Source organism: Lysinibacillus parviboronicapiens (assembly GCF_003049575.1).
GTDB classification, from domain to species: Bacteria; Bacillota; Bacilli; order Bacillales_A; family Planococcaceae; genus Lysinibacillus; species Lysinibacillus parviboronicapiens.
On sequence record NZ_PYWI01000037.1, the window covers coordinates 1 to 22,754 of the forward strand.

The following is a 22,754-nucleotide window of genomic DNA, read 5'->3' on the forward strand; positions in this document are numbered from 1 at the left end:
AAGCTGACAAAGAAAGACGACGTATATTGGAAGCCGACAATAGTCTAGTGATGATGGCAAAGAGGTCACACCCGTTCCCATACCGAACACGGAAGTTAAGCTCTTTAGCGCCGATGGTAGTTGGGGGCTTCCCCCTGTGAGAGTAGGACATCGCTAGGCGCAAAAAGTCGCTGCTGATACACTCAGTAGTGGCTTTTTTTATTTTTGGGGAATTTTTATATTAGGACTTTTCTATTACAATAAGGTTGAATTTTAGCCATAACCTTTAAAAAGGAGACATCTCAACTTGGATTTTGTTGAGATGTCTCCTTAATTATTTTAAACAGTTGCTCGTAGTTCAACACGTCGAATTTTGCCGGACGTTGTTTTTGGAAGTTCGTCTAAAAAGACAATACTACGAGGGTATTTATAAGGCGCTGTTAACGTTTTAACATGCTCTTGTAGCTCTTTCGTTAACTCATCCTCGTCGCGGTTTCGGAACCCTTCACGTAAGATTACAAAGGCTTTGACAATATGCCCTCTAATTTCATCTGGTGCTGCAACAACAGCACATTCCTGGACAGCCTCATGTTTATTTAAAGCATCTTCTACTTCAAATGGACCAATTGTATAACCTGAAGATATAATAATATCATCACCACGACCTTCAAACCAAAAGTAACCGTCCTCATCGCATTTTGCTTGGTCACCTGTAATATACCAATCACCACGAAAGGCTGCATGTGTACGTTCAGGCTCACGATAATATTCTTTAAATAACGCGGGAGAAGATTTATGCACAGCAATATCTCCAACTTCCCCTACGGGCGCCTCATTACCTTCTTGGTCAACAATACGCACAAGATTACCAGGTGTTGGAACACCCATTGAACCTGGTCGTAACTCGGTATTTTCGAGGGTGCCAATTAGTAGCGTGTTTTCTGTTTGACCATAGCCATCACGTACTTTAAGCCCAAAGTTTTGCATAAATGTTTCAATTACTGGACGATTTAATGGTTCCCCTGCAGAAACTGCACTTCGTAAAGCAGATAAGTCATAATCTTTCAGACTATCAATCTTGGCCATTATGCGATATTCAGTTGGAGTACAGCAAAGGACATTAACCTTTTCATCTTGTATGAGTTGAAGATACGTTTTTGGATCAAAACCACCGTGATAGACGAAGGCGGTCGCACCAAGCATAATTGTCGATAAGAACGGGCTCCAAATCCACTTTTGCCAGCCTGGTGCCGCAGTGGCCCATACTAAGTCGCCTTCGCGTACACAAAGCCATTTAGAAGCTGCTGTTCTAATATGTGCATATCCCCACCCGTGTGAGTGAACTACGCCTTTTGGCTTCCCTGTTGTACCTGAAGTATAAGAAAGAAATGCCATATCGTCACGTTTTGTTGCAACTGCTGTAAATGTTACAGGTTGTGTGCTAGCTAATTCATCTAAAGAAGTCCAATTACCATTAGCATTGCCAATGACTAACTTGTTATTTAACGCATCCACTGTTGAAGTAATACGGTCTACCTCACTAGTAAATGCTTCATAGGCAATAACTGCTCTTGCAGAAGAGTGTTCCATACGATATTCTAAATCACTTGCACGTAACATCTCTGAACACGAAATAGGAACGATTCCCGCTTTTAAACAACCAAGAAACACAAAATATGCTTCTGGTAGACGTGGAATAATAACCAATGCGCGATCGCCTTTTTGAAGCCCCTTCTTCGTGAAAGCATTTGCGTATTGATTCATTTTTTGGATAAGTTCAGCATAAGAAATTCCGCGGCGTTGTTGTTGTGCATCTAGCCAGCGTATTGCTTGGCGGTCACTATCTTGGGAAAATTTTTCTAATTCCTCTGTAATGTTATAAAGTTCTGGTGCAATTAAATCATTTGTTAGCATATGAACAGTCCTCCCCAAAACTAATTTAATTGAAAATTCTTTAAACTATTTATATTTTAACAATTGAAATAATATACAGCAAGAATAATTAGTACATAAAATAGAAATATTAGATTTAATAGAGAACTATCAGGTCTTTATGAAGTAGAAAACAAAAACTATATATCTAATATGAAAATTTTCATAAAAAGTTATTGCATAATTTACAATCCTTGCTATAATAATAAATGTGCTTAAGAGGTTGTTAAAAACAACTCAATTGAATAGTATTGTTCCGAAGTAGCTCAGTTGGTAGTAGCACCTGACTGTTAATCAGGTTGTCGCAGGTTCGAGTCCTGCCTTCGGAGCCATTTTTTTGCCCAATTTTAAGAAAAAATAAATTTATAAAATAAAATATTAAAAAAGGGTTGCGTCATAAAAGAAAAGATGTTAATATAAATCTTGTCTTGTTTGAGACATTAATAAAAGGGCCCCTTGGTCAAGCGGTTAAGACACCGCCCTTTCACGGCGGTAACACGGGTTCGAATCCCGTAGGGGTCACCATTTCCTTAGCGTTGTAGTAAAATGCCGAGGCTTAAAAAGAATAAATAAACTGTGAAGAAATTACACCTGTTTTTATGGAGGATTAGCTCAGCTGGGAGAGCATCTGCCTTACAAGCAGAGGGTCGGCGGTTCGAGCCCGTCATCCTCCACCATATAGTGTTTATTTCGGAGGGGTAGCGAAGTGGCTAAACGCGGCGGACTGTAAATCCGCTCCTTAGGGTTCGGCGGTTCGAATCCGTCCCCCTCCACCAGTTTTATTTTGAATGTTTGGGGTATAGCCAAGCGGTAAGGCAACGGATTTTGATTCCGTCATGCCCTGGTTCGAATCCAGGTACCCCAGCCATTTTCTTTTATGAGCCATTAGCTCAGTTGGTAGAGCATCTGACTTTTAATCAGAGGGTCGAAGGTTCGAGTCCTTCATGGCTCACTTTTCTATAATAAATATTTAAAAGTGTAACATTAACTACATATACTAATCTCTTACTGAAAACAGTAGGAGATTTTTTTTGCCTTTCGAATTGTATAAAAATACATAAATATGTTGGGTTGAGCCAAAGGTATTGTAGGATTTACAATAGTTATATAACACATAGGGGGTATAAAACAATGAATAAACTTAGTGTTTCAATTATTGGAGTTCCGACAGATTATGGACAAACACGTAGAGGGGTAGATATGGGGCCAAGTGCCATTCGCTATGCGGGCATTGTTGATCGTTTAGAGGCAATCGGTCATGAGGTACAGGATCAGGGAGATATCCGCGTTAATCAAAAGCAAGAAAATGCAATTGTTGATAAACAATTATTGAATTTAGAAGAAGTTGTCGATATAAGTACTACTTTGGCAAATAGAGTATATGAAGCCGTAGAGCAGAAAAAGTTTCCACTTGTATTTGGTGGTGATCACAGCATTGCAATCGGCACACTGGCAGGACTTGGTGAACATTATAAAAACTTAGGTGTTATTTGGTTTGATGCACATGCAGATTTAAACACACCAGATACAACGCCTTCAGGTAATATTCATGGGATGCCACTAGCTGTTAGTATTGGACTAGGACATGAACGACTTGTACAAATTCGAAACTATGCACCAAAAATTAAACCTGAGAATGTTATTATTATCGGAGCTCGTTCAGTAGATCCTGGAGAACGTGAACTGATTCGTCAACAAGGTATAAAAGTTTATACAATGCATGAGGTAGACCGATTAGGTATGACTCGTGTTATGGAGGATGCACTTTCCTATTTAAAGGAACGTAAGGTAGATGGTTTACATTTATCGCTCGATTTAGATGGTCTAGATCCGCTTTATACTCCAGGAGTAGGAACGCCAGTACCTGGTGGGATAACATATCGTGAAAGTCATTTAGCGATGGAGATGTTACAGGAATCAGGTATGCTTACATCGGCGGAGTTTGTAGAGGTTAACCCGATATTAGATGAAAAGAACAAAACTGCAGATGTTGCAGTAGCATTAATGGGTTCATTATTTGGTGAGACCCTAGTATAATTAAAATTGTCAAAAAAATGCCTATTGTCGCATCGAATAAAAATCTTTTGTTATAATTAATTAAAATGAAACTTTTCTTATCGATGGGTCGTATAGTATAAGACAGTTGTAAAGGTGGAGAAATTAACACAATGGATGCGTTAGTAAATAAGAGAATAAAACAAGTGCTTAAAGGCGATCAAAACGCATTTGCCGATATTGTGAGTCTCTATCAGCACAAACTGTACCAAGTATGCTACCGGATGTTAGGCAATAAACAAGAATCAGAGGACATTGCACAAGAAGCGTTCGTACGTGCCTACATGAACCTGCATACATTTGATCAGAAAAGAAAATTTTCGACGTGGCTTTATCGCATAGCTACCAACCTCTGTATAGACCGTATTCGCAAGAAAAAGCCGGATTATTACTTAGATGCGGAGGTAGCTGGTACTGAAGGGCTTGATATGTATTCCCAAATCGCAGCAGATGACCAGTTACCAGAAGAACAGCTAGAGCAGATGGAGTTACAAGATCGTATTCAATATGAGATTGGACGTTTGCCGGATAAATATCGTTCAGTTATAGTATTGAAATATATTGAAGAATTATCGTTACAGGAAATTAGTGATATTTTGGATATGCCTCTTGGAACGGTGAAAACGAGAATTCACCGCGGACGTGAAGCATTACGAAAGCAATTAAACAATCTGTAGGAGGGGGAGCATCATGAATATTTGTCCAGAGCATATTATAGACTATATGCATGATTATTTAGACGGTGACATTAGTCGTGAGCATGAGCAAGAGTTGAAGCAACATTTGCATTCGTGTGGTGATTGCAAGCAACTGATGCAGGAATTGAGTGAGACGATCGCCTTTGTGAAGAGTGCTTCCCATATTACAGCACCTCCGCATTTTGAAGCTGCAGTGATGGCTCGTTTACCCAAACCTAAAAGTCGTATGGGCATGCAAAAATGGATTCGCCGTCACCCGTTCTTTGTGGCTGCAGCGGTTTTTTGCCTATTTATGAGTGCTACTTTACTTGGAAGTTTCATGGATGACCAACATTTTTCTGTTACTAAACAGCCGAATCTAGTTGTTGAAGGGCAAACAGTCATCGTGCCGAAAGGTGAAGTTGTAAATGGGGATATCGTTGTAAAAAATGGTGATTTAATTGTTGAGGGGCAAGTAGATGGTAATGTTACTGTTATTAATGGACAGTACATGGCATCCTCGGCAGTGGTTACAGGCCAAATTGAAGAAATTGACCAAGCATTTGAATGGCTTTGGTATACTATAAAAAATTCATTCAAAGATGCTATGGCATTTGAAGATAAAGAAACTAAATAACACTCTATACGTCCTACATGATAGTGCACGTGAGAGGCTGAAAAGTCTACTCTTATGAGTAGACTTTTTATTTGAAAAAAGTTACATTTGATAAGAATGTGCTATACTTAAATGTGTATGGATTCGCAATGAAAAGTGGGGGATGCCACGTGCAAATTATCGAACAATTCACGGATTTGACGCCAGTGAACATTGTTATTAACTTCATAGATGTACTGCTCGTTTGGTACGTTGTTTATAAAATTTTAACCCTCATTAAAGGAACGAAGGCTGTCCAATTAGTAAAGGGAATTTTCGTAATTATTATTGCGCGCATCGCAACGGACTTTTTAGGGTTAGAAACATTGGGTTGGATGCTAAAACAAGTGATTGAATTTGGTTTCTTGGCGATTATTATCATTTTCCAACCTGAAATCCGACGTGGACTTGAACAAATTGGACGAGGGAAGTTATTCCAACGTTCGACAAGTCAAGAAGAAGAAGAGCAGACAAGGCTCATTGAAGCGATGAAGAAATCCGTAAGTTATATGGCTAAACGTCGTATTGGGGCATTGATTTCTATTGAAAAAGAAACAGGCTTGAATGAATATATTGAAACTGGAATAGGCCTAAATGCTGAAATTTCATCTGAATTACTTATCAACATTTTTATACCGAATACACCACTTCACGATGGAGCGGTTATTATGCAAAAGGATAAGGTAACGGCAGCGGCATGTTATTTACCTCTTTCTGAAAGCCCATTTATTTCAAAAGAACTTGGAACACGACACCGTGCTGCGCTTGGCTTAAGTGAAGTAACAGACGCCATTACGATTGTCGTATCGGAAGAAACAGGAGCAATTAGTATTACATTAAACGGTAATCTACATCGCAACCTTTCTCTAGAGGAATTCGAAACACTGTTACGTAAAATGTGGTTCGGATCAGTACAAGAATCGAATACAGCCTCTAAGTTGACTTGGAGGGGGAAAAAGAATGGATAAAATGATGGATAGTCCTTGGGTGTTACGAATCATTGCGCTTTTTCTTGCATGTCTACTGTTTTTCTCCGTTCGCACAGAGCTTTCTTCAACGAATAAAACGACGACGAACGAACAGATGGAAGTGATTCGTGATGTACCTGTAGACGTTTTTTATGATGATGATAGTCTTATTGTTACGGGTATACCAAAAACGGTTAATGTCACAATTAAGGGACCGATGCAAATCGTTTTACGAACAAAAGCAGTAAAGGATTTCTCTATATTTGTGGACTTAAACCATTTATTAATGGGTGAGCACAACGTTAAGCTGCAATATGAAAATATATCTGATAAGCTGCAGGTTACTTTAGACCCAGCAACAATCGATGTGAATATCGAGGAAAAAGTGACGCAGGAATTCCGTGTTGATCCGGAAATGAATAATCGTTTGATTGATGAAGGCTATATACTGAAGGGCATGACTGCGAACCCAGCAACAGTGTATGTTACAGGAGCAAAGAGTGCCATTGAGAGCATCAGCTATGTAAAAGCAACTGTAACGGGTGAGCAAGGCTTGAAGCAACCTTTCTCTCAAGAAGCTGCAGTGAAAGTATTAGACCGTGATTTAAATAAACTGGACGTGACCATTGAGCCAGAAAGTGTTAAGGTACATGTGGATATCGGAGAATTCAGTAAAGAACTACCTATTACGATGAATGAGACAGGTAAAGTACAAGATGGTATTACAATCAATAAATTGACGCTTGATACTACAGCATTAAGAGTATATGGTAGAAAATCAATTATTGATGTCTTAACTGAAATATTGGTAGATGTTGATCTGTCAAAAATTACTGAATCAAAAACATATGAATTTGATGTGAAATTACCCGAAGGAGCGACAAAAGTATCTGAACAAAAAATAAAAGTTAAAGCAGATATTACGAAGGTAGAAGAGCAAACTACAACGACTCCAGAGGATACATCGAAGACTCCAGAGGAAACTACGACGACTCCAGAGGAGACCGAACCGACAACGATTACAGAAGAAGATGTTGATTCTTAAACAAGAACTGACTATAATTTTAACTTGATTCAGTACAACCTTGAGCAATCAGTTCCATGTTGGCCGAGTCCCTAGGGCAATGTTAGGGTTTGTTCAAAATGCGACAAAGTGTTCTACGCACGAAAGCTCAGGTACAATTACGTAGGAGTAGAGTGTAAATAATAGTTACTAAAATGAACGAAAATAGACTTTTCCAAAAGTAAGCAGACGAGCCGTCCAATTGTCTACAAGAGACAAGCATGATTTAGGTCGTCTTGCATTGAAGGAGAGAACAATTAGAATGGGTAAATATTTTGGAACAGATGGCGTCCGTGGCGTCGCGAATAGTGAATTAACACCGGAATTTGCATTTAAACTAGGTCGCATAGGTGGCTATGTTTTAACGAAAGATGCAACACAACGTCCAAAGGTATTAATTGGTCGTGACACACGTATTTCAGGTGAGATGCTTGAAGGTGCACTTGTTGCTGGTCTTTTATCGATTGGTGTAGAGGTGATGCGTCTTGGTGTTATTTCGACACCGGGTGTCGCTTATCTTACTCGTATTATGAGTGCAGATGCAGGCGTCATGATTTCAGCTTCACATAACCCAGTTGCCGACAATGGCATTAAATTTTTCGGTCCTGATGGCTTTAAGCTAACAGATGCGCAAGAAGCCGAAATCGAAGCAATTCTTGATGCTGAAGTGGATACATTGCCACGTCCAATAGGGGCAGACTTGGGCTCTGTAAGTGACTACTTCGAAGGCGGACAAAAATATATCCAATACTTAAAACAAACGGTAGATGAAGAATTTGATGGTATTCATGTGGCATTAGACTGTGCGCATGGTGCAACATCTTCACTTGCAACACACTTGTTTGCAGATTTAGAAGCAGACATTTCAACAATGGGTGCTTCACCAACAGGCTTAAATATAAATGAAGGCGTGGGTTCAACACATCCAGAAGGCTTAGCTGCATTTGTCACTGAAAAGGGTGCTGATGTTGGATTAGCCTTTGATGGTGACGGTGACCGTTTAATTGCAGTCGATGAAAACGGTCATATCGTAGATGGTGACCAAATTATGTTCATCATCGGTAAGCATTTAAATGCAGTAGGTCGCCTTAAAAAGCAAACAATTGTGTCAACGGTTATGAGTAATATGGGCTTCTATAAAGCGGTTGGTGAAAATGGCATGCAAAGTGTACAAACAGCTGTAGGAGACCGTTATGTCGTAGAAGAAATGCGTGCTAATGATTATAATTTAGGTGGCGAACAATCAGGTCATATTGTTTTCCTAGACTTTAATACAACTGGTGATGGCTTATTAACAGGCATTCAACTCGTGAATATTATGAAAGCTACTGGTAAAAAGCTTTCTGAGCTTGCATCTGAAATGACCATTTTCCCACAACGTTTAGTAAACGTGCGTGTAACAGACAAGCATGCTGTTACTGACAACGCTAAAGTTGCTACCATTATTGCTGAAGTTGAAGCTGAAATGGCTGGCAACGGTCGAATTTTAGTACGTCCTTCTGGTACAGAACCACTTGTTCGTGTAATGGTGGAAGCTGCTACAGAAGCAGATTGCGAGCGTTATGTAGAGCGCATTGCAGATGTTGTACGCACTGAAATGGGTTTAACAGAATAAATTAAACATAGAGGCTCGATTCCCGTTAATAGGAAATCGAGTTTTTTCTAATAAATGGTGGAACAGCTCCATGATGCAATTCCAATTTAACAATAACAACGTTTGAAATACAGGATAAAGGGAACAGTAGTAAGGAGTCACAATAACAAGGAGTGTTGTATTGATATGGCTAAAATTGCTACAGTAATTACGGATATGTTCGAAGATAGTGAATATACGAGCCCTAAAGCGGCATTAGAAGCGGCAGGTCATGAGCTCATAACGATTGATATGGAAGCCGGTAAAGAAGTTAAAGGCAAGCACGGAGAAAAGGTGAAAATTGACAAAGGAATTGATGAGGCAAAAGCCTCTGAATTCGATGCATTGTTCATCCCAGGTGGTTTTTCACCTGATATATTACGAGCAGATGATCGCATAGTGGCATTTGTTAAGGAGTTTATGGATGACATGAAGCCAACCTTTGCCATTTGTCATGGACCGCAGTTACTTATTACGGCTAAAACATTAAATGGCCGTGACGCAACAGGCTATAAGTCCATTCGAGTGGATTTAGAAAATGCAGGTGCAATCTTCCACGATGAAGAAGTATTTGTTTGCCAAAAGCAATTAGTAACAAGCCGCACACCAGATGATTTACCTGCCTTTAATCGAGAAATTGTAAAATTACTTGCCAGTAAAGAAAACTAAGTTAAACGAGGTACAAGCAATTTGCTTGTGCCTTTTTCTTGTGGCTGAGAACGAAAGTTATAGAGTTCATTTCTAGCACCGCTTTAGGAAATGCTATTTCTTACTAGATTGCTAAAGTGGGCATAGTGGCTTATCTAAAGGAAATCATTGACCAAGTACAGATTTTCAGCGATATATTTTTAATGAGCGTATATAATAATTTCTTTATAGCATATGGTTTGTCTACATTTTTGTCACGAAAAAAGAACGTGAGTAGGAATTTTTTATAACGAAAATTTGACTGATAGCATATGATTGAGTATTATGGAGAAGTTGAAGATGAGGTCCGACCTTATCATTTAACGAGCGTATAAGGAGGGAAGGAAGCGCAAAATCGGAAAACAATTATAGCGCCTGAGCTGAAGAAATTGGACGGATGCAACTTCAGCAGACGAGGTGGAGGTTTATCGAAAATTCGGCGGATGCCTCCCGATCGACATACCCGATTGTCATTTTTCATTTTGAAAGCATTTGAGTGATTGAATGTACAGAGAATGGAGAAGGTATAGTTAGAGCAGTAGATAAATAGGAAAACTTCACATATCGGAATGGAGCACTATTCAGTTGGCTGAAATAGTACCATAACGTGCACATAGTTGTATGCTTATTTTATAGAAAATTAAGTATAACATTTACGTCCACTAAAAAATCGATAGGTTGAGGTCTAGTTTGTCATTGCGTTAAATTGACAATATCGGAGGAATAATGAATTATGTGTGGAATTGTAGGATATATTGGTGAAACAGATGCAAAGGAAATTTTATTAAAAGGCTTAGAGAAACTAGAATACCGTGGTTATGACTCAGCAGGTATTGCTGTACGCAATGAAGAGGGCGTTACAATCTTCAAGGAAAAAGGACGTATCGCAGACTTGCGTGAAGCAGTAGACGAAGATGTGGCTGCTAAAATTGGTATTGGCCATACACGTTGGGCAACACATGGTGTACCAAATCGTTTAAATGCACACCCTCATCAAAGTGCATCAGGTCGCTTTACACTTGTGCATAACGGCGTAATTGAAAACTATCATCTATTACAAAAAACGTATTTAAAAGGCATTCCGATGAAATCTGATACAGATACAGAGGTTATCGTGCAATTAGTAGAGTTATTTGTGAAAGATGGGCTGGAAACTGCTGAAGCATTCCGTAAAACATTATCTCTATTACACGGCTCTTACGCACTTGCGCTACTAGATGCAGAAGCGGCTGACACAATTTTTGTAGCGAAAAACAAATCACCACTTCTTGTAGGTGTGGGCGAGGGCTTCAATGTTGTGGCATCAGATGCTATGGCAATGCTACAAGTAACGGATCAGTACGTAGAATTACACGATAAAGAAGTCGTGATTGTACACAAAGAAAGTGTTCAAATTACGACTCTAGATGGCACAGTAGTAGAGCGTGCACCCTATACAGCAGAGCTTGATATGAGTGATATTGAAAAAGGTACGTATCCTCACTACATGCTAAAGGAAATGGATGAACAACCAACTGTCATTCGTAAAATCATTCAAGCGTATGAAAGCGAAACTGGGGACTTAACAATTGATGCAGATATTTTACAAGCATTACAAGACGCGGATCGCTTATATATTATTGCAGCTGGCACAAGCTATCATGCAGGATTAATTGGTAAACAATATTTCGAAAAAATGGCAGGCATTCCAGTCGAAGTTCACATTTCGAGTGAATTTGGCTACAATATGCCTTTACTTTCTGAGAAACCATTGTTTATCTTCATTACCCAATCAGGTGAAACAGCAGACAGCCGTCAAGTGCTTGTGAAGATTAAAGAGCTTGGCTACCCAACGTTAACAGTTACCAATGTACCGGGTTCAACATTATCACGTGAAGCAGATCACACTTTGCTACTACACGCAGGCCCAGAAATTGCGGTCGCTTCAACAAAAGCTTACGTAGCACAGGTCGCTGTACTTGCTGTAGCAGCATATGTCACTGCGAAGGCGAATGGCCAAGGAGTAGAATTTGATTTAAAACAAGAGCTTGCGATTGCAGCAAACGGTATCCAAACAATTATTGATTCGAAAGATGTGTTAGAGGATATTGCAGAAGATTACTTAAAAATTGCACGTAATGCTTTCTTCATCGGCCGTAACATTGACTTCTGTGTTAGTCTTGAAGGTGCTTTGAAACTAAAAGAAATCTCCTATATCCAAGCGGAAGGTTTTGCAGGTGGCGAGCTAAAACATGGTACAATTGCTTTGATTGAAGAAGGCACGCCAGTGTTTGCTCTTGTAACGCAAGAAGCGGTATCGCTAAACATTCGTGGGAATGTCAAAGAGGTAGCGGCACGTGGAGCATATCCATGTATTATCGCTATGGCTGGGGTAGACGAAGACGGTGACCGATTAGTCATTCCTCAAGTAAATGAATTATTAACACCGCTTGTATCGGTAGTGCCTTTACAACTAATTAGCTATTATGCAGCTTTACACCGTCGTTGTGACGTTGATAAACCTCGTAACTTAGCTAAATCAGTGACTGTGGAATAAGCTTGTAGTGATTAAATAAGCTATGTGTTGATTTGAAATAAAGTCGTACCGTTTATAAAAAAGATGTACCGTTTAAAATAAAGTTATACCGTTTGTAAAAAAGTTGCACCGTTTTACCCCTTTGGATAATATTAATCTAAAGGGGTGTTTTTATGTCAAAACGAACTAGAACATCTAAAGCCGAAAAGTGGATTAAAGAAGGTCGTGGCTCTGGAGTTGGAGTGGATTATAAACCATGGTTAAACATTCAAGATGTGTCTTCGAAAGGTCGGTCTACACGTTTAAAAGGTATTAAAACAAATAGACAGCATGAATTTCTATCAGATTTGGAACGAAATTACTTTTATTTAACTGAATATTCGGATTCTGTTGTTGATATTAGAGAACAATTTCCTTTATTGCCGTTGGAAGAAACAATTGTCATTGCAGATGAATTAGGTCTTAAACATCCTACAGACCCAAAAACAAATGAGCCAGTTGTGATGACAACGGATTTTTTATTAACAGTAGATAAAGGTGAAGGTTTAGCAGAAATCGCAAGAACCCTCAAGATGAAAGACGAGCTTTTAAAGGAGCGAGTTATTGAGAAATTTGAAATAGAACGGGTTTACTGGGAACGTCGACAAGTTGATTGGGGCATTGTAACCGAGTTAGAGATTTCTAAAGAAATGGCTCGGAATATTAGTTATATTCATGACTATTACGATATTCAACAATATGATGCTTTTCAAAATATAAGTTCTCAGCATATTGAAGATTTAGCAATGGCATTGTTACAAAGAATATTAAACGAAAGCCAATGTATTAGAGAAATTACAAATGTATTTGATAAAGAGACACATATGCCTTTGGGAAGTGGTATGACGCTATTTTATCATTTACTTTCGCAGAAAATTATTCGGGTAGATATGCTAGAGCTGTTAAACGTAGAACAACCTATTGTTATCCAATCAATTGATGAAAGCAAGTTGAAGAAGGTGAAATACGGATGATTTATATTAACCAAGTGCTTCAATCTGTAAAAGATTCAACACGTATTCGTATTATAGAAATTGAAGAATCTTATGTATATATCGTTAATATCGACGCCAACACATCGATGCCTAAAAAGGAGCTGTATTCTTCGCTAATAACGGATATAGAACAAAAAGAATGGCTTATTATAACTGATCCTTTTGCGCGTGGTGTAGCGGAAGAAGACTTAACTAAGGTACAAATTCAAAAGCGAGATAAAGACTGGGAAATCATTCAAACGTATTGCCTAGAACATATGAATAGTTTGCTTCAGAAGAATGGTAGAGAAGTAAAAATTAAAGAGATAGCTGAAGAATTGAATGTTACACCAACGAAGGTCAAAAAATTACTTAGTCGTTATTGGCAGCGTGGCATGAATAAAAATGCAATGTTACCCGATTATGCAAACTCAGGCGGTCGAGGAAAAACTAAAAAGCTAAGTCATGATAAAGTTGGTCGTCCACGTAGAGTAACTATAAACGGTGAATATCGAAGTGGCATTAATATAACTGATGAGATTAAAACACAGTTTGATCATGCCATTAATAAATATTACCGCAAATCTAATAATTATTCTTTAAAAGATGTGTATCATTTTATTTTGCGAGATTTTTATTCAGATCGCTACAAAGAAAACGGAGAGATACAATATCGTATTTGGGAATCAAATCGTATTCCATCCTATCATCAATTTTACTACTGGTTCAAAAAGATTGAAGATCCAAAGAAAGATATAGAATTCCGTAAAAGTGCTAAGGAATATGAGTTAAAGCACCGTCCAATTATAAGTAATTCCAAAGTAGAAACGAATGGACCAGGGACGCGTTTTCAAGTTGATGCAACAATTGCAGATATATATTTAGTTAGCTCTTTTGATGTAAATCGAATTATTGGAAGACCTGTTGTTTACGCAATAGTTGATGTATATTCACGAATCGTCACAGGAATATATGTAGGTTTAGAAGGCCCATCATGGTTAGGTGCAATGATGGCTTTAGATAATATGGTTGCCGATAAGGTTGAATTTTGTAAGCAATATGATATTGAGGTTACCAAGGAGCAATGGCCGACCAATCATCTACCGGAAATTATTATTGCAGATCGAGGCGAATTTGAAGGTTATGCAGTAGCTGGTCTTATTAATAATCTAAATATCAAAATTGAAAATACAACAGCTTATCGAGGAGATTTAAAAGGTATTGTTGAGCGCAAATTCCGTACGATTAATGGCAAAGTGAAACAAAAAGCGCCAGGTGCTATCCAAAAAGAATATCGAGAGCGAGGAGACAGGGATTACAGGCTAGATGCTACGTTCAACTTAAAAGAGTTTACTGCATTAATCATTACAATGGTATTGCATCACAACCATAAAATCATCGATAAATATCCAATGGAAAAAGAAATGATTACAGATAGTTTAGTACCAACGCCTATTAACCTCTGGAATTGGGGCATCCACAATCGAAAAGGTCGTCTTCGTACAGTAGATAGAAATATTTTGCGCTTAAATGTGCTACCCCGTGGTAAAGCAACTATTTCGAGAGCAGGCATTAAATTTAAAAATTTACTGTATGGTTCAAAGCGAGCGATTGAAGAACAATGGTATGCAAAGTTGAAAAACAAAAGTATTGATATTGCGTATGATCCACGTCATTTAGACAAAATTTATATTCCGAATGATAACGGATTAGATTATGAAACGTGCATTTTATTAGAGCCAAGTCAGCAATACAAAATGGATTTTCTAGAAGAAGTCGTTTTCCAGCAACAACTACGAAATGAATTAGAGGAAGAGGAACGCTCTAAGCAAGTGCAACTGACAATTAATACAGATACGATGATGGATCAAATTATTAAGGCAGCAGAGCAAAAGAAAAAACAAGCCTTACATCAACCAACAAGTAAAAAACAAAAACTAGCTGCGATTCGAGATAATAAAGCGAATGAAAAACAAGCTAATCGCGAGGAAGAAAAATTTGATTTGTCACCCAATGTAGCTGAACAATCAACAGAAATCATAGATTTTACATCAAGAATAAAACTAGAAGAGCAACCACAAAAGAAATCACCTTCACGTCTTATGGAAAAATTAAAGAGGAAGCGAGATGAGGAATTTGGAAAAGATGAATAATGTAGTCTTAAAAGGAGATATGGAAGAAGCAAGTTATAAGACTCAGATGCTTACTGAATATGCTCATAATCCTTTTATTGAAGCCCTACCGCCAATCTTTGATGAAGATGATGTGTTGGATCGTTTTATGGTGACGCCACGTATTAGTGAACAAGAGAAGAAGAGTGCAGCGAATATTCGTTATCATGTTTTAAAACGTGTGAAAAATTTCATTCAGCCGTTGCCAATCCATTTTGAAGTAGAGCGTCGGTTATCGACTTTGATTCGTCGTGGTTATTTAGCCCGTAATCCGTTAGATAAATTATTCCTTGAACGGATTCGAATATTGCATCACCTACGAGAGGATGAAGAGCAGGCACATCAATATATTGATGAACGCTTAAACCATATTCGTTCAACAGCAGATAGTCTATCGATTATTGGCATCTCAGGTATCGGTAAAACAACCGCAATTGAACGTTTGTTGTTAATGTATCCGCAAGCCATTAAGCATGAATTGTATGAAGGACAGCCTTTTAATCGTACACAGATCGTTTGGCTTAAAATAGACTGTCCGTATGATGGTAGTTTATCGACTTTATGTAAAAGTTTTTTCAAAGCAATTGATGATTTATTAGGTACACGTTATTTAGAGAAATTTGGCTATTTAAATCGTGTTACCTCAACAATGTTATTACACATGACATCACTAGCGAGTATGTATGGGATTGGCGTTCTTGTCATTGATGAAATTCAACATTTGCTACATTCAAAAAATGACCAGGAAGAAATGCTAAATTTCTTTGTGACATTATCAAATACAGTAGGTATACCAACAGTATTAATTGGTACCTCAAAAGCACAACAACTATTTAAAGGAAACTTCCGACAAGCTCGTCGTGCAGCAAGTGATGGTTCAATTATCTGGGATCGTATGGAAGAAGATAGTGAGGGATTTCTTCTTAGAAACTCTATGGGCATTTCAATGTTTAAAGATTCATTCAGAACTAACAGAAGAGCTGAAAAAAACATTTTATGAGGAATGCCAAGGAATTACCTCAGTAGCAGTTAACTTGTTCATTTTAGCTCAAGAAAGAGCCCTATTTGATGAAGCAAATGGAGAAGAAAGAATTACACCGAAAGTAATAAAGAAAACAGCAAGAGAAGATATGAAAATTATCCAACCAATGATGAATGCGTTACGTGCAAATGACCTAAAGGCAATGTATAAGTATGAGGATATTATGATTAATCTAGATGATCTTATGATTAATCATAAGAAGAATACCGAATATGAAGGTAAAGTCAAGGAAGCTATGACAGAGCGTCAAAATACTCTTCAGTACAGACGACTAGAGATAACTAAAAATCTAAGTTATGAGATAGCTTCATTAGGAATTTTCGATACCTTAAATCCTAACGATATAAGAAAGTTAGTTTCCAAAGTTGTAGATAACCAGCCAATTGAAAGTGAATATAACAATTTAAAGTTAGAAGCTATACAGAATGCAATGACTTTAAATCAAAAGAAAAAAGAACAGAAATTAAATCTTACACATAAAGATGAATTGTTGCCTTTAGTAAAGTTAAGAGCAAAATCGTTAGATAGAAAAAAGCATCCGTATGAATTATTTAAAGCAAGTGGATATATAAAACCGTTTTTAGAGGAGTTTATTAATTAATTTTTTTATGATACTTTTCATAACTAATGGTAACGTCTCATGTCTAAAAAACTAGTTATATCGGCATTATAGAAATAAGTCGAGTATTCCTAGGGGGACATTAGATGTTACCATTTTTTACAAATCCTTATCCAAATGAATTAATATATTCAGCAATTGCCAGGTATCATTTTTATAGTGGCAATATTGATTGTAAAGATACGTTGGAAGAGTTGTTTGACAATCGTTCTGTGATACCGAGTATAGGAATGGGTAGCTATTTTTCTGTATTAGCAGAAAAACTAGGTGCTCAATATTCTATAGAATCACTATTGGCTAACCACACAATTTATCCTTATTATGCTTCATTTTTGTCGAAGCAGCGTCAACAAGAAATATTAAACGATGTAAAAGAAGATGGTAAGGCACTTTATACAAGGCTAGGAATGGTCGCTGGAAGCATTTGTATTAAAAACGGTATCTATTATTGTGCTATTTGTGCAAGATCAGATACAGAGCAATATGGAGAGCCGTATATTCATCGGGAACATCAACTACAAGGAATAGATTATTGTCCTCACCATGAAGTTCTATTAAGAAAATACCCCGTAATCAAAGATAGTCGCATTGAGTATATTCGTTTCGAATTAAACCATATGAATTTATCAGAGTTATATGAAATTGATCCACATAAAGAAATGTCAGTATATTTAGCAAAGCAGGCCTACAAATTGCTTCATTTACCGTTGCACTCACTTTCAAGGGAAGACATTATTTCTAAATATAAAGCATTGTTACGAAAGCATAAATTAATAACAGCTTCGAATCGGGTTCGTCAGCATGAGTTGTATCAAGCTTTTAAAATTACATTTTCAAGGGACTTTTTAAAATGCTATCAAAGCGAGTTAAGTGAGGAAGATGAATATAATTGGCTAAAGGTATTAACCCGTAATATGAAGCGTCACGTACATCCATTTCGTCATTTGCTCTTTCTTTATTTTTTAAAGCACGATATAGAGGAACTTGTTGTGCTTACAAAAGACTTTGGTGCTTTTGGTAAAGGACCATTCCCTTGTTTGAATAAGGCTGCATCGCATTACAAGCAACTAATAATTCAAAAGGTAGAAGTGACCAGAGACTATAAATCCAAAAATTTGATTGGTACATTTACATGTTCATGTGGTTTTATTTATGCAAGGAAGCAAACAACGGATATGTTTGAAATAGGTCGAGTAAAGGCATTTGGTGGTGTATGGATAGAAAAATTAAAAACTCTTGCACAAGAAAAATTGAGCATTCGAGCGGTGGCAAAAATTTTAGGGGTAGATTCTAAAACAATCAAAAGGTATTTAAGTGGAAGTGTCGAATTAAAACAAACAGCAAGCCATGAACACAGTGTTAATAAATTGAGTCAATACAAAAAAGAGTTGTTAAATGAAATTCGACAGAATCCAGGACTATCCCGTACTGAATTACGAGAAAAATTTCCAAAGCAATACATGTATTTATATCGTAATGAAAAAAGCTATTTAGAAAGCATGTTACCTAAAGTACAGAGGCAGAATAAACCAACAACATCTGTGAACTGGTCGAAACGCGATCAGCAATATGTTCAGCGAATAAAAAGATTATATCTGAAACTAATACAAGAACCTAAGCCTATTAGAATAACAAAATCCGTTTTAGGCAGACGATTAGGTATATTAGCCAATTTAGAGCGTCATTTAGATAAGCTACCAAAAACAAATAAGTTATTGCACGATATTACCGAGTCTGTCCCAGAGTTTCAATTACGTCGGTGTTATAAGATTATTGATGAATTATTAAAGCAGAACAGCACAATTGATTTATGGCGAATCCAGGGAGTTGCAGCAATTAAATCACATCATTTTCATGAAATAAAACCTCGATTAAAACGTTATATTGAAATGAAGCAGGAAGTGAACCGAAAATGAGCGAACAACAAGTTAAACTAAAAAATTGGCCATTTAAAGATGGAGAAAAAGCACAATTAATCTGGATTAGCTCTCCTTTCCACTATGAAAAGAAAGTAATGATGTATGCCTACTTTAGAGCAGATGGAAAAACAGAAGAATTATTAGTTGATTGGGGAACACTTCCAGCACTGGCCATTCAACATTATTATACTGATGGTGATATTAGAAAAAGTACGCCCCCTGAAGAAACAGAGGAAGTAGAAATCACCATTTATCCAAATAATGTTGCTATGTATGAAAAGGAATGGCGTGTGCAAGGGACTAATGATAAAGATGTTTCAAGGAGCTTTATTGTAAAGCAAGGGAGTCAGAGTTATATCTTGCCCTTAATTGAAGTGGTTCGTAGTATTTTAGCACCGAATCGTTTTTTATTATATAGGCTCTTTGAGGCGAATTCCTTTCCTCAATATTTTATAGAGAACTATGAGAGTAATAAAATTCATTTGCATTTTTCGTCGCAATATCACTCAAAATATACGCAATCAAATTTTCTGTACCAACTTGTATGGATGCTTACAAATCAAGATTTAAGAAATGTATTTGAGAATGTAGCATTTACATTTAACAACACTGGGATTTTAAAGTTTGATTGGTCATTTAAACAGCCAATTAGTATTAAAGCGATAGTGAAACCTAATGTGAACGGTGGCACAATTTTACGTGTTGTAAATGTGAAGAATAAACATATTCCTTATAATGAAATCTCATTTGAGCATCCTGAAGTAGTTCAATCTGAAAAATCAAGTGAGCCTAAGAAATATACATTACATAATAAGAAAAAGCTAAGTGGTCCACATGATGAATTATTATTAGATGAAGAAATGCAAGGAACAAGCGAAGACTTTGATGTTGTAGAAATGGATAATCAAAAGCATGAATATATTCAGATGCCTAAAATAATTAAGCTTCGTAGAAATTCCAATAAGAAGCGTGATTTTGAGGATGAGCATACTAAGAAACGATTTATTAATGACTCTTTACATCGGTCAACAGCTGATGTTGGTGGAAATCAAGTTACAAGAGGATTAGAGAAGCAAGTATTATCAGATGTAAACATTGATGGTGAATTGGGTGAGTTTATTAAAGTAATGAGAGTGTTGCAGGATTTTCCTGAAGTACAGTCCATTAATATTATTCAAGGTAGCTTAAAGGAATTTTCTAGTACGAAACGTTTTGTGTATTTGAGTGATGGTGTAACTGAGAGAAAGTATGTGATTGCCGAAGTTAAATTACTTTTTGGAAGAGAAATTAGTGTGATTGAAATAGAAAGAGAAGATAAGGCGATTTCAACGTGTATATATTTTTTACAAAATCAAAGAAATATAACATCGGTGTATCGTAGGATTTTAAAAGAATTAATTAATACTGCTGGAATTTGGAGAGATGAAAGATTAAAAATTAATGAAGGAAGTTTTTTAACATTAAGACATGGTAAGAGAGAATACATGCATAGAGCTAGGTTAATAATGAGTAAAATCTAATAAGAACAGTCACTTAAAATTGAAAGGGATTGGATATATTGGCGGTATCAAGTCAGTTGATTTGGAAAAATTGGAATAAAAGATTAGTTGAAATATTAGATAATCTTTGGGAGAACTGTATTGATAATGACAGCTTTTTAAGCGGTGATTGCGCAGAAATAGAAAGGGTAGAAAAAGTTGAAGAGAAATTGGGATATAAACTTCCAGATTCATTTCGTGAAACTATACTAAATTTTTCTTCAAAACTACACATATTCTGGGAAATTAAAAGTGATAATCCTCTTATCGTAATACCGGATGAGTATATTGGCTTAAGTTGCGATTTTGGTTGGGATTTAGATATATTACTTGAACTTAATAATGGTGTAAATAAAAAAATCAATAATAATAAGATGATTTTTCATAGATTTGCTGATGGTGGAATTCTTGCGTTAGATTTGTCAATTAAAGATTCACCTGTAATCTACTCTGAAGAAACTAAAAAAGAAGAGATTGAAAAAATGCTTCTTCTTGGTACGAATTTTATAGACTTTATGAACCGTTGGGTTGTTTTAGGCTGTCTTGGTACGAATTTTAGTCAAATTAGTAAATTTGTATCCTCAAGTGGGATTGATTCTGATTGTGTATATGCAAACAAATGGAGGGAGTGGCTGGATGACTGATGACATTAATCTAATTATATAAATTGTTAATACTAGCCTCTTTAAAGAATTATCCACTAGAGGCTAATAAGTATACTCAAAAACAAAAATAAATAGAATATTTTTGTTGAGAAATAAAATAAGAACAATCCATAGTCATTGATGGATTGTTCTTATTTTATTTGCTAATTTTCTTGCTAGAAGTGGTGGAACGGCATTTCCTATTTGAGTATAGGCTGCTGTTCTTGACGTTTCAAAATAAAAAGAGTCTGGGAAGGTTTGTATTCTTGCTGCTTCTCGTACAGATATTGATCTATTTTGTTCTGAATCTTGGTGAATATAGTAATGACCATCTTTTGCAATATGTGCGACTATGGTATGTGAGATGGAATTACCGTTAAGTGCCTTAAATCTATCTAGAAATGAAACCGTATTATTATGCTTTATTAGCTTTTTAGGTAATTCAGAATATGGTATATTAACCCCTTGTTGTTTACTTTCGGCAACAAGTTTATAAATTTCTAAATCATTTTCATTATTTGGTCTCGATAAATGTTGTGTTAAAACCATCCATTCTCTAGGGCGAATTAGTGTATTATTAAGGTATTCTATAGGTGTTGATAGATAGTTGAATTGACTGTAATTTTGGCCAGCTTTTATTTTAGGCAGATCTGAGAACAACTGATTAATTGTGATAAAAATATCATTTTCAGAATATTCATCTTCAAATTGTCTGAAAAAATCAATATGTTCATGTTTATAACCATAAATAAATAGCCTTTCTCTTTTTTGCGGAATACCAAATTTTGATGCATCTAATAACTTGTAATCTATACGATATCCGCAGTTTTCAAAAGCTTTAATGATTTTTGGAAGTAATAACGTGTTATCAATATCCTTATAAGAAAGCAATCCTTTAACATTTTCGAATATAAAAAAATTAGGCCTAAATTCATTTAAGAATTTGATGTAGTACTCGTATAGATATATTCTTTCATCATTTTCCTTCTTTTTGTCATTAGCTGATCTACCTATTAAAGAATAAGCTTGGCAAGGTGGACCACCAATGATTCCATCCAAATTCAAATTATTTAATATTTCTTTTACCTTTTCTATGGCTAAATCAATCGTCTTTTCACCAATTTCTAGATTAATAATTGTATTTTCATCAAAACCATACTTTTTTGCATAACGAATTAATGCTTGTTTATCAATGAGGCCTTTTATGTAATTTTCATATTGATAAAAGTCAGGGGTATTTTTAAGAAAGTGATAACAATTCCGTGTGATTAATGTTTCACAAGCCGGCTTACTTTTTTCTATTTTTGCAATAATTTCAAAACCCTCTTGGATAAATCCTTCTGATAAACCCCCTGCCCCAGCAAATAAATCTAGTACCCTCATCTTGTTCACCTCTCTATGAAATATACCAGGTTAGTGAAGGAAAAACTAGTCTAGAGAAGCAATTAATTTTAGTGATTCTTATTCTTATGAAAAAATAATTTTTAGGTTATTAATAGAGGTTAGTTACCAAAATAACATTTTGTAGTAAAATTAATTCAAATATATGGGTACTGCTTTAAACGTACTAATATTTATGAAACTGTAGACCATGTATATTATTTCTATAAAAGTATTAATTAGATTTAATTAATATTAATAGGA

Annotated in this window: 17 protein-coding genes, 6 tRNA genes and 1 rRNA gene; 22 read left to right on the forward strand and 2 right to left on the reverse strand. The window is 36.3% G+C overall.

What is annotated here, in order from left to right; genetic code table 11:
* The first annotated feature begins 43 nt into the window (after positions 1-43).
* Positions 44-159: ribosomal RNA gene (gene rrf / locus C9J35_RS20355) — 5S ribosomal RNA — on the forward strand.
* A gap of 159 nt (positions 160-318) precedes the next feature.
* Here rrf and mbcS read toward each other — a convergent pair.
* Positions 319-1,893, reverse strand: a complete 1,575-nt coding sequence (gene mbcS / locus C9J35_RS20360) for an acyl-CoA synthetase MbcS (RefSeq protein ID WP_054768621.1) — start codon at positions 1,891-1,893, stop codon at positions 319-321.
* 273 nt (positions 1,894-2,166) lie between these two features.
* On the opposite strand from mbcS, the gene C9J35_RS20365 reads away from it, so the two are divergent.
* The 21 genes from C9J35_RS20365 to C9J35_RS20460 all read left to right on the forward strand — a co-directional run bounded on the left by C9J35_RS20365 (position 2,167) and on the right by C9J35_RS20460 (position 21,110).
* A tRNA-Asn gene (locus tag C9J35_RS20365) sits at positions 2,167-2,243 on the forward strand.
* A gap of 118 nt (positions 2,244-2,361) precedes the next feature.
* Positions 2,362-2,436, forward strand: a tRNA-Glu gene (locus tag C9J35_RS20370).
* A gap of 76 nt (positions 2,437-2,512) precedes the next feature.
* Positions 2,513-2,588: transfer RNA gene (locus C9J35_RS20375), tRNA-Val, on the forward strand.
* Between the two features lie 15 nt (positions 2,589-2,603).
* Positions 2,604-2,687, forward strand: a tRNA-Tyr gene (locus tag C9J35_RS20380).
* A 17-nt stretch (positions 2,688-2,704) separates the two neighbouring features.
* Positions 2,705-2,779: transfer RNA gene (locus C9J35_RS20385), tRNA-Gln, on the forward strand.
* Between the two features lie 11 nt (positions 2,780-2,790).
* Positions 2,791-2,863, forward strand: a tRNA-Lys gene (locus C9J35_RS20390).
* A gap of 179 nt (positions 2,864-3,042) precedes the next feature.
* Positions 3,043-3,948: an arginase gene (gene rocF, locus C9J35_RS20395; protein WP_054768622.1), complete on the forward strand. Its 906-nt coding sequence runs from the start codon at positions 3,043-3,045 to the stop codon at positions 3,946-3,948.
* A gap of 131 nt (positions 3,949-4,079) precedes the next feature.
* On the forward strand, positions 4,080-4,643 hold the full coding sequence (gene sigW, locus C9J35_RS20400; protein WP_054768623.1) for an RNA polymerase sigma factor SigW: 564 nt from the start codon (positions 4,080-4,082) through the stop codon (positions 4,641-4,643).
* A gap of 13 nt (positions 4,644-4,656) precedes the next feature.
* On the forward strand, positions 4,657-5,280 hold the full coding sequence (locus C9J35_RS20405) for an anti-sigma factor family protein (RefSeq protein ID WP_107926334.1): 624 nt from the start codon (positions 4,657-4,659) through the stop codon (positions 5,278-5,280).
* 149 nt (positions 5,281-5,429) lie between these two features.
* Positions 5,430-6,266, forward strand: a complete 837-nt coding sequence (gene cdaA / locus C9J35_RS20410) for a diadenylate cyclase CdaA (protein WP_107926336.1) — start codon at positions 5,430-5,432, stop codon at positions 6,264-6,266.
* On the forward strand, positions 6,259-7,311 hold the full coding sequence (locus C9J35_RS20415) for a CdaR family protein (RefSeq protein WP_107926338.1): 1,053 nt from the start codon (positions 6,259-6,261) through the stop codon (positions 7,309-7,311). Before cdaA ends, C9J35_RS20415 begins: the two co-directional genes overlap by 8 nt.
* A 280-nt stretch (positions 7,312-7,591) precedes the next feature.
* The gene (gene glmM, locus C9J35_RS20420; RefSeq protein WP_107926340.1) at positions 7,592-8,944 is read left to right on the forward strand and encodes a phosphoglucosamine mutase; all 1,353 of its coding nucleotides are present in this window, start codon (positions 7,592-7,594) and stop codon (positions 8,942-8,944) included.
* A 165-nt stretch (positions 8,945-9,109) separates the two neighbouring features.
* Positions 9,110-9,631, forward strand: a complete 522-nt coding sequence (locus C9J35_RS20425) for a type 1 glutamine amidotransferase domain-containing protein (RefSeq protein WP_107926342.1) — start codon at positions 9,110-9,112, stop codon at positions 9,629-9,631.
* Positions 9,632-10,382: 751 nt separating this feature from the next.
* Positions 10,383-12,185, forward strand: a complete 1,803-nt coding sequence (glmS, locus tag C9J35_RS20430) for a glutamine--fructose-6-phosphate transaminase (isomerizing) (protein ID WP_107926344.1) — start codon at positions 10,383-10,385, stop codon at positions 12,183-12,185.
* A 152-nt stretch (positions 12,186-12,337) separates the two neighbouring features.
* Complete coding sequence (locus tag C9J35_RS20435) at positions 12,338-13,177, forward strand: heteromeric transposase endonuclease subunit TnsA (RefSeq protein ID WP_054768624.1); 840 nt, start codon at positions 12,338-12,340, stop codon at positions 13,175-13,177.
* Complete coding sequence (locus C9J35_RS20440) at positions 13,174-15,330, forward strand: TnsB C-terminal domain-containing protein (RefSeq protein ID WP_107926346.1); 2,157 nt, start codon at positions 13,174-13,176, stop codon at positions 15,328-15,330. The genes C9J35_RS20435 and C9J35_RS20440 overlap by 4 nt, the downstream gene beginning before the upstream one ends.
* Positions 15,305-16,348, forward strand: a complete 1,044-nt coding sequence (locus tag C9J35_RS25130) for an ATP-binding protein (RefSeq protein WP_438941216.1) — start codon at positions 15,305-15,307, stop codon at positions 16,346-16,348. The genes C9J35_RS20440 and C9J35_RS25130 overlap by 26 nt, the downstream gene beginning before the upstream one ends.
* Before the next feature lie 34 nt (positions 16,349-16,382).
* Positions 16,383-16,991, forward strand: coding sequence for a hypothetical protein (locus tag C9J35_RS25135; RefSeq protein WP_438941217.1), 609 nt, complete (start codon positions 16,383-16,385; stop codon positions 16,989-16,991).
* A 104-nt stretch (positions 16,992-17,095) separates the two neighbouring features.
* A complete protein-coding gene (locus tag C9J35_RS20450; RefSeq protein ID WP_107926348.1) occupies positions 17,096-18,925 on the forward strand; it encodes a TnsD family Tn7-like transposition protein in 1,830 nt (609 codons plus the stop codon).
* Complete coding sequence (locus C9J35_RS20455; RefSeq protein ID WP_107926350.1) at positions 18,922-20,448, forward strand: Tn7-like element transposition protein TnsE; 1,527 nt, start codon at positions 18,922-18,924, stop codon at positions 20,446-20,448. Before C9J35_RS20450 ends, C9J35_RS20455 begins: the two co-directional genes overlap by 4 nt.
* Positions 20,449-20,486: 38 nt before the next feature.
* Complete coding sequence (locus tag C9J35_RS20460; protein ID WP_054768628.1) at positions 20,487-21,110, forward strand: SMI1/KNR4 family protein; 624 nt, start codon at positions 20,487-20,489, stop codon at positions 21,108-21,110.
* Positions 21,111-21,245: 135 nt separating this feature from the next.
* Here C9J35_RS20460 and C9J35_RS20465 read toward each other — a convergent pair whose 3' ends face one another.
* The gene (locus C9J35_RS20465) at positions 21,246-22,493 is read right to left on the reverse strand and encodes a DNA cytosine methyltransferase (RefSeq protein ID WP_107926504.1); all 1,248 of its coding nucleotides are present in this window, start codon (positions 22,491-22,493) and stop codon (positions 21,246-21,248) included.
* Positions 22,494-22,754: the final 261 nt, after the last annotated feature.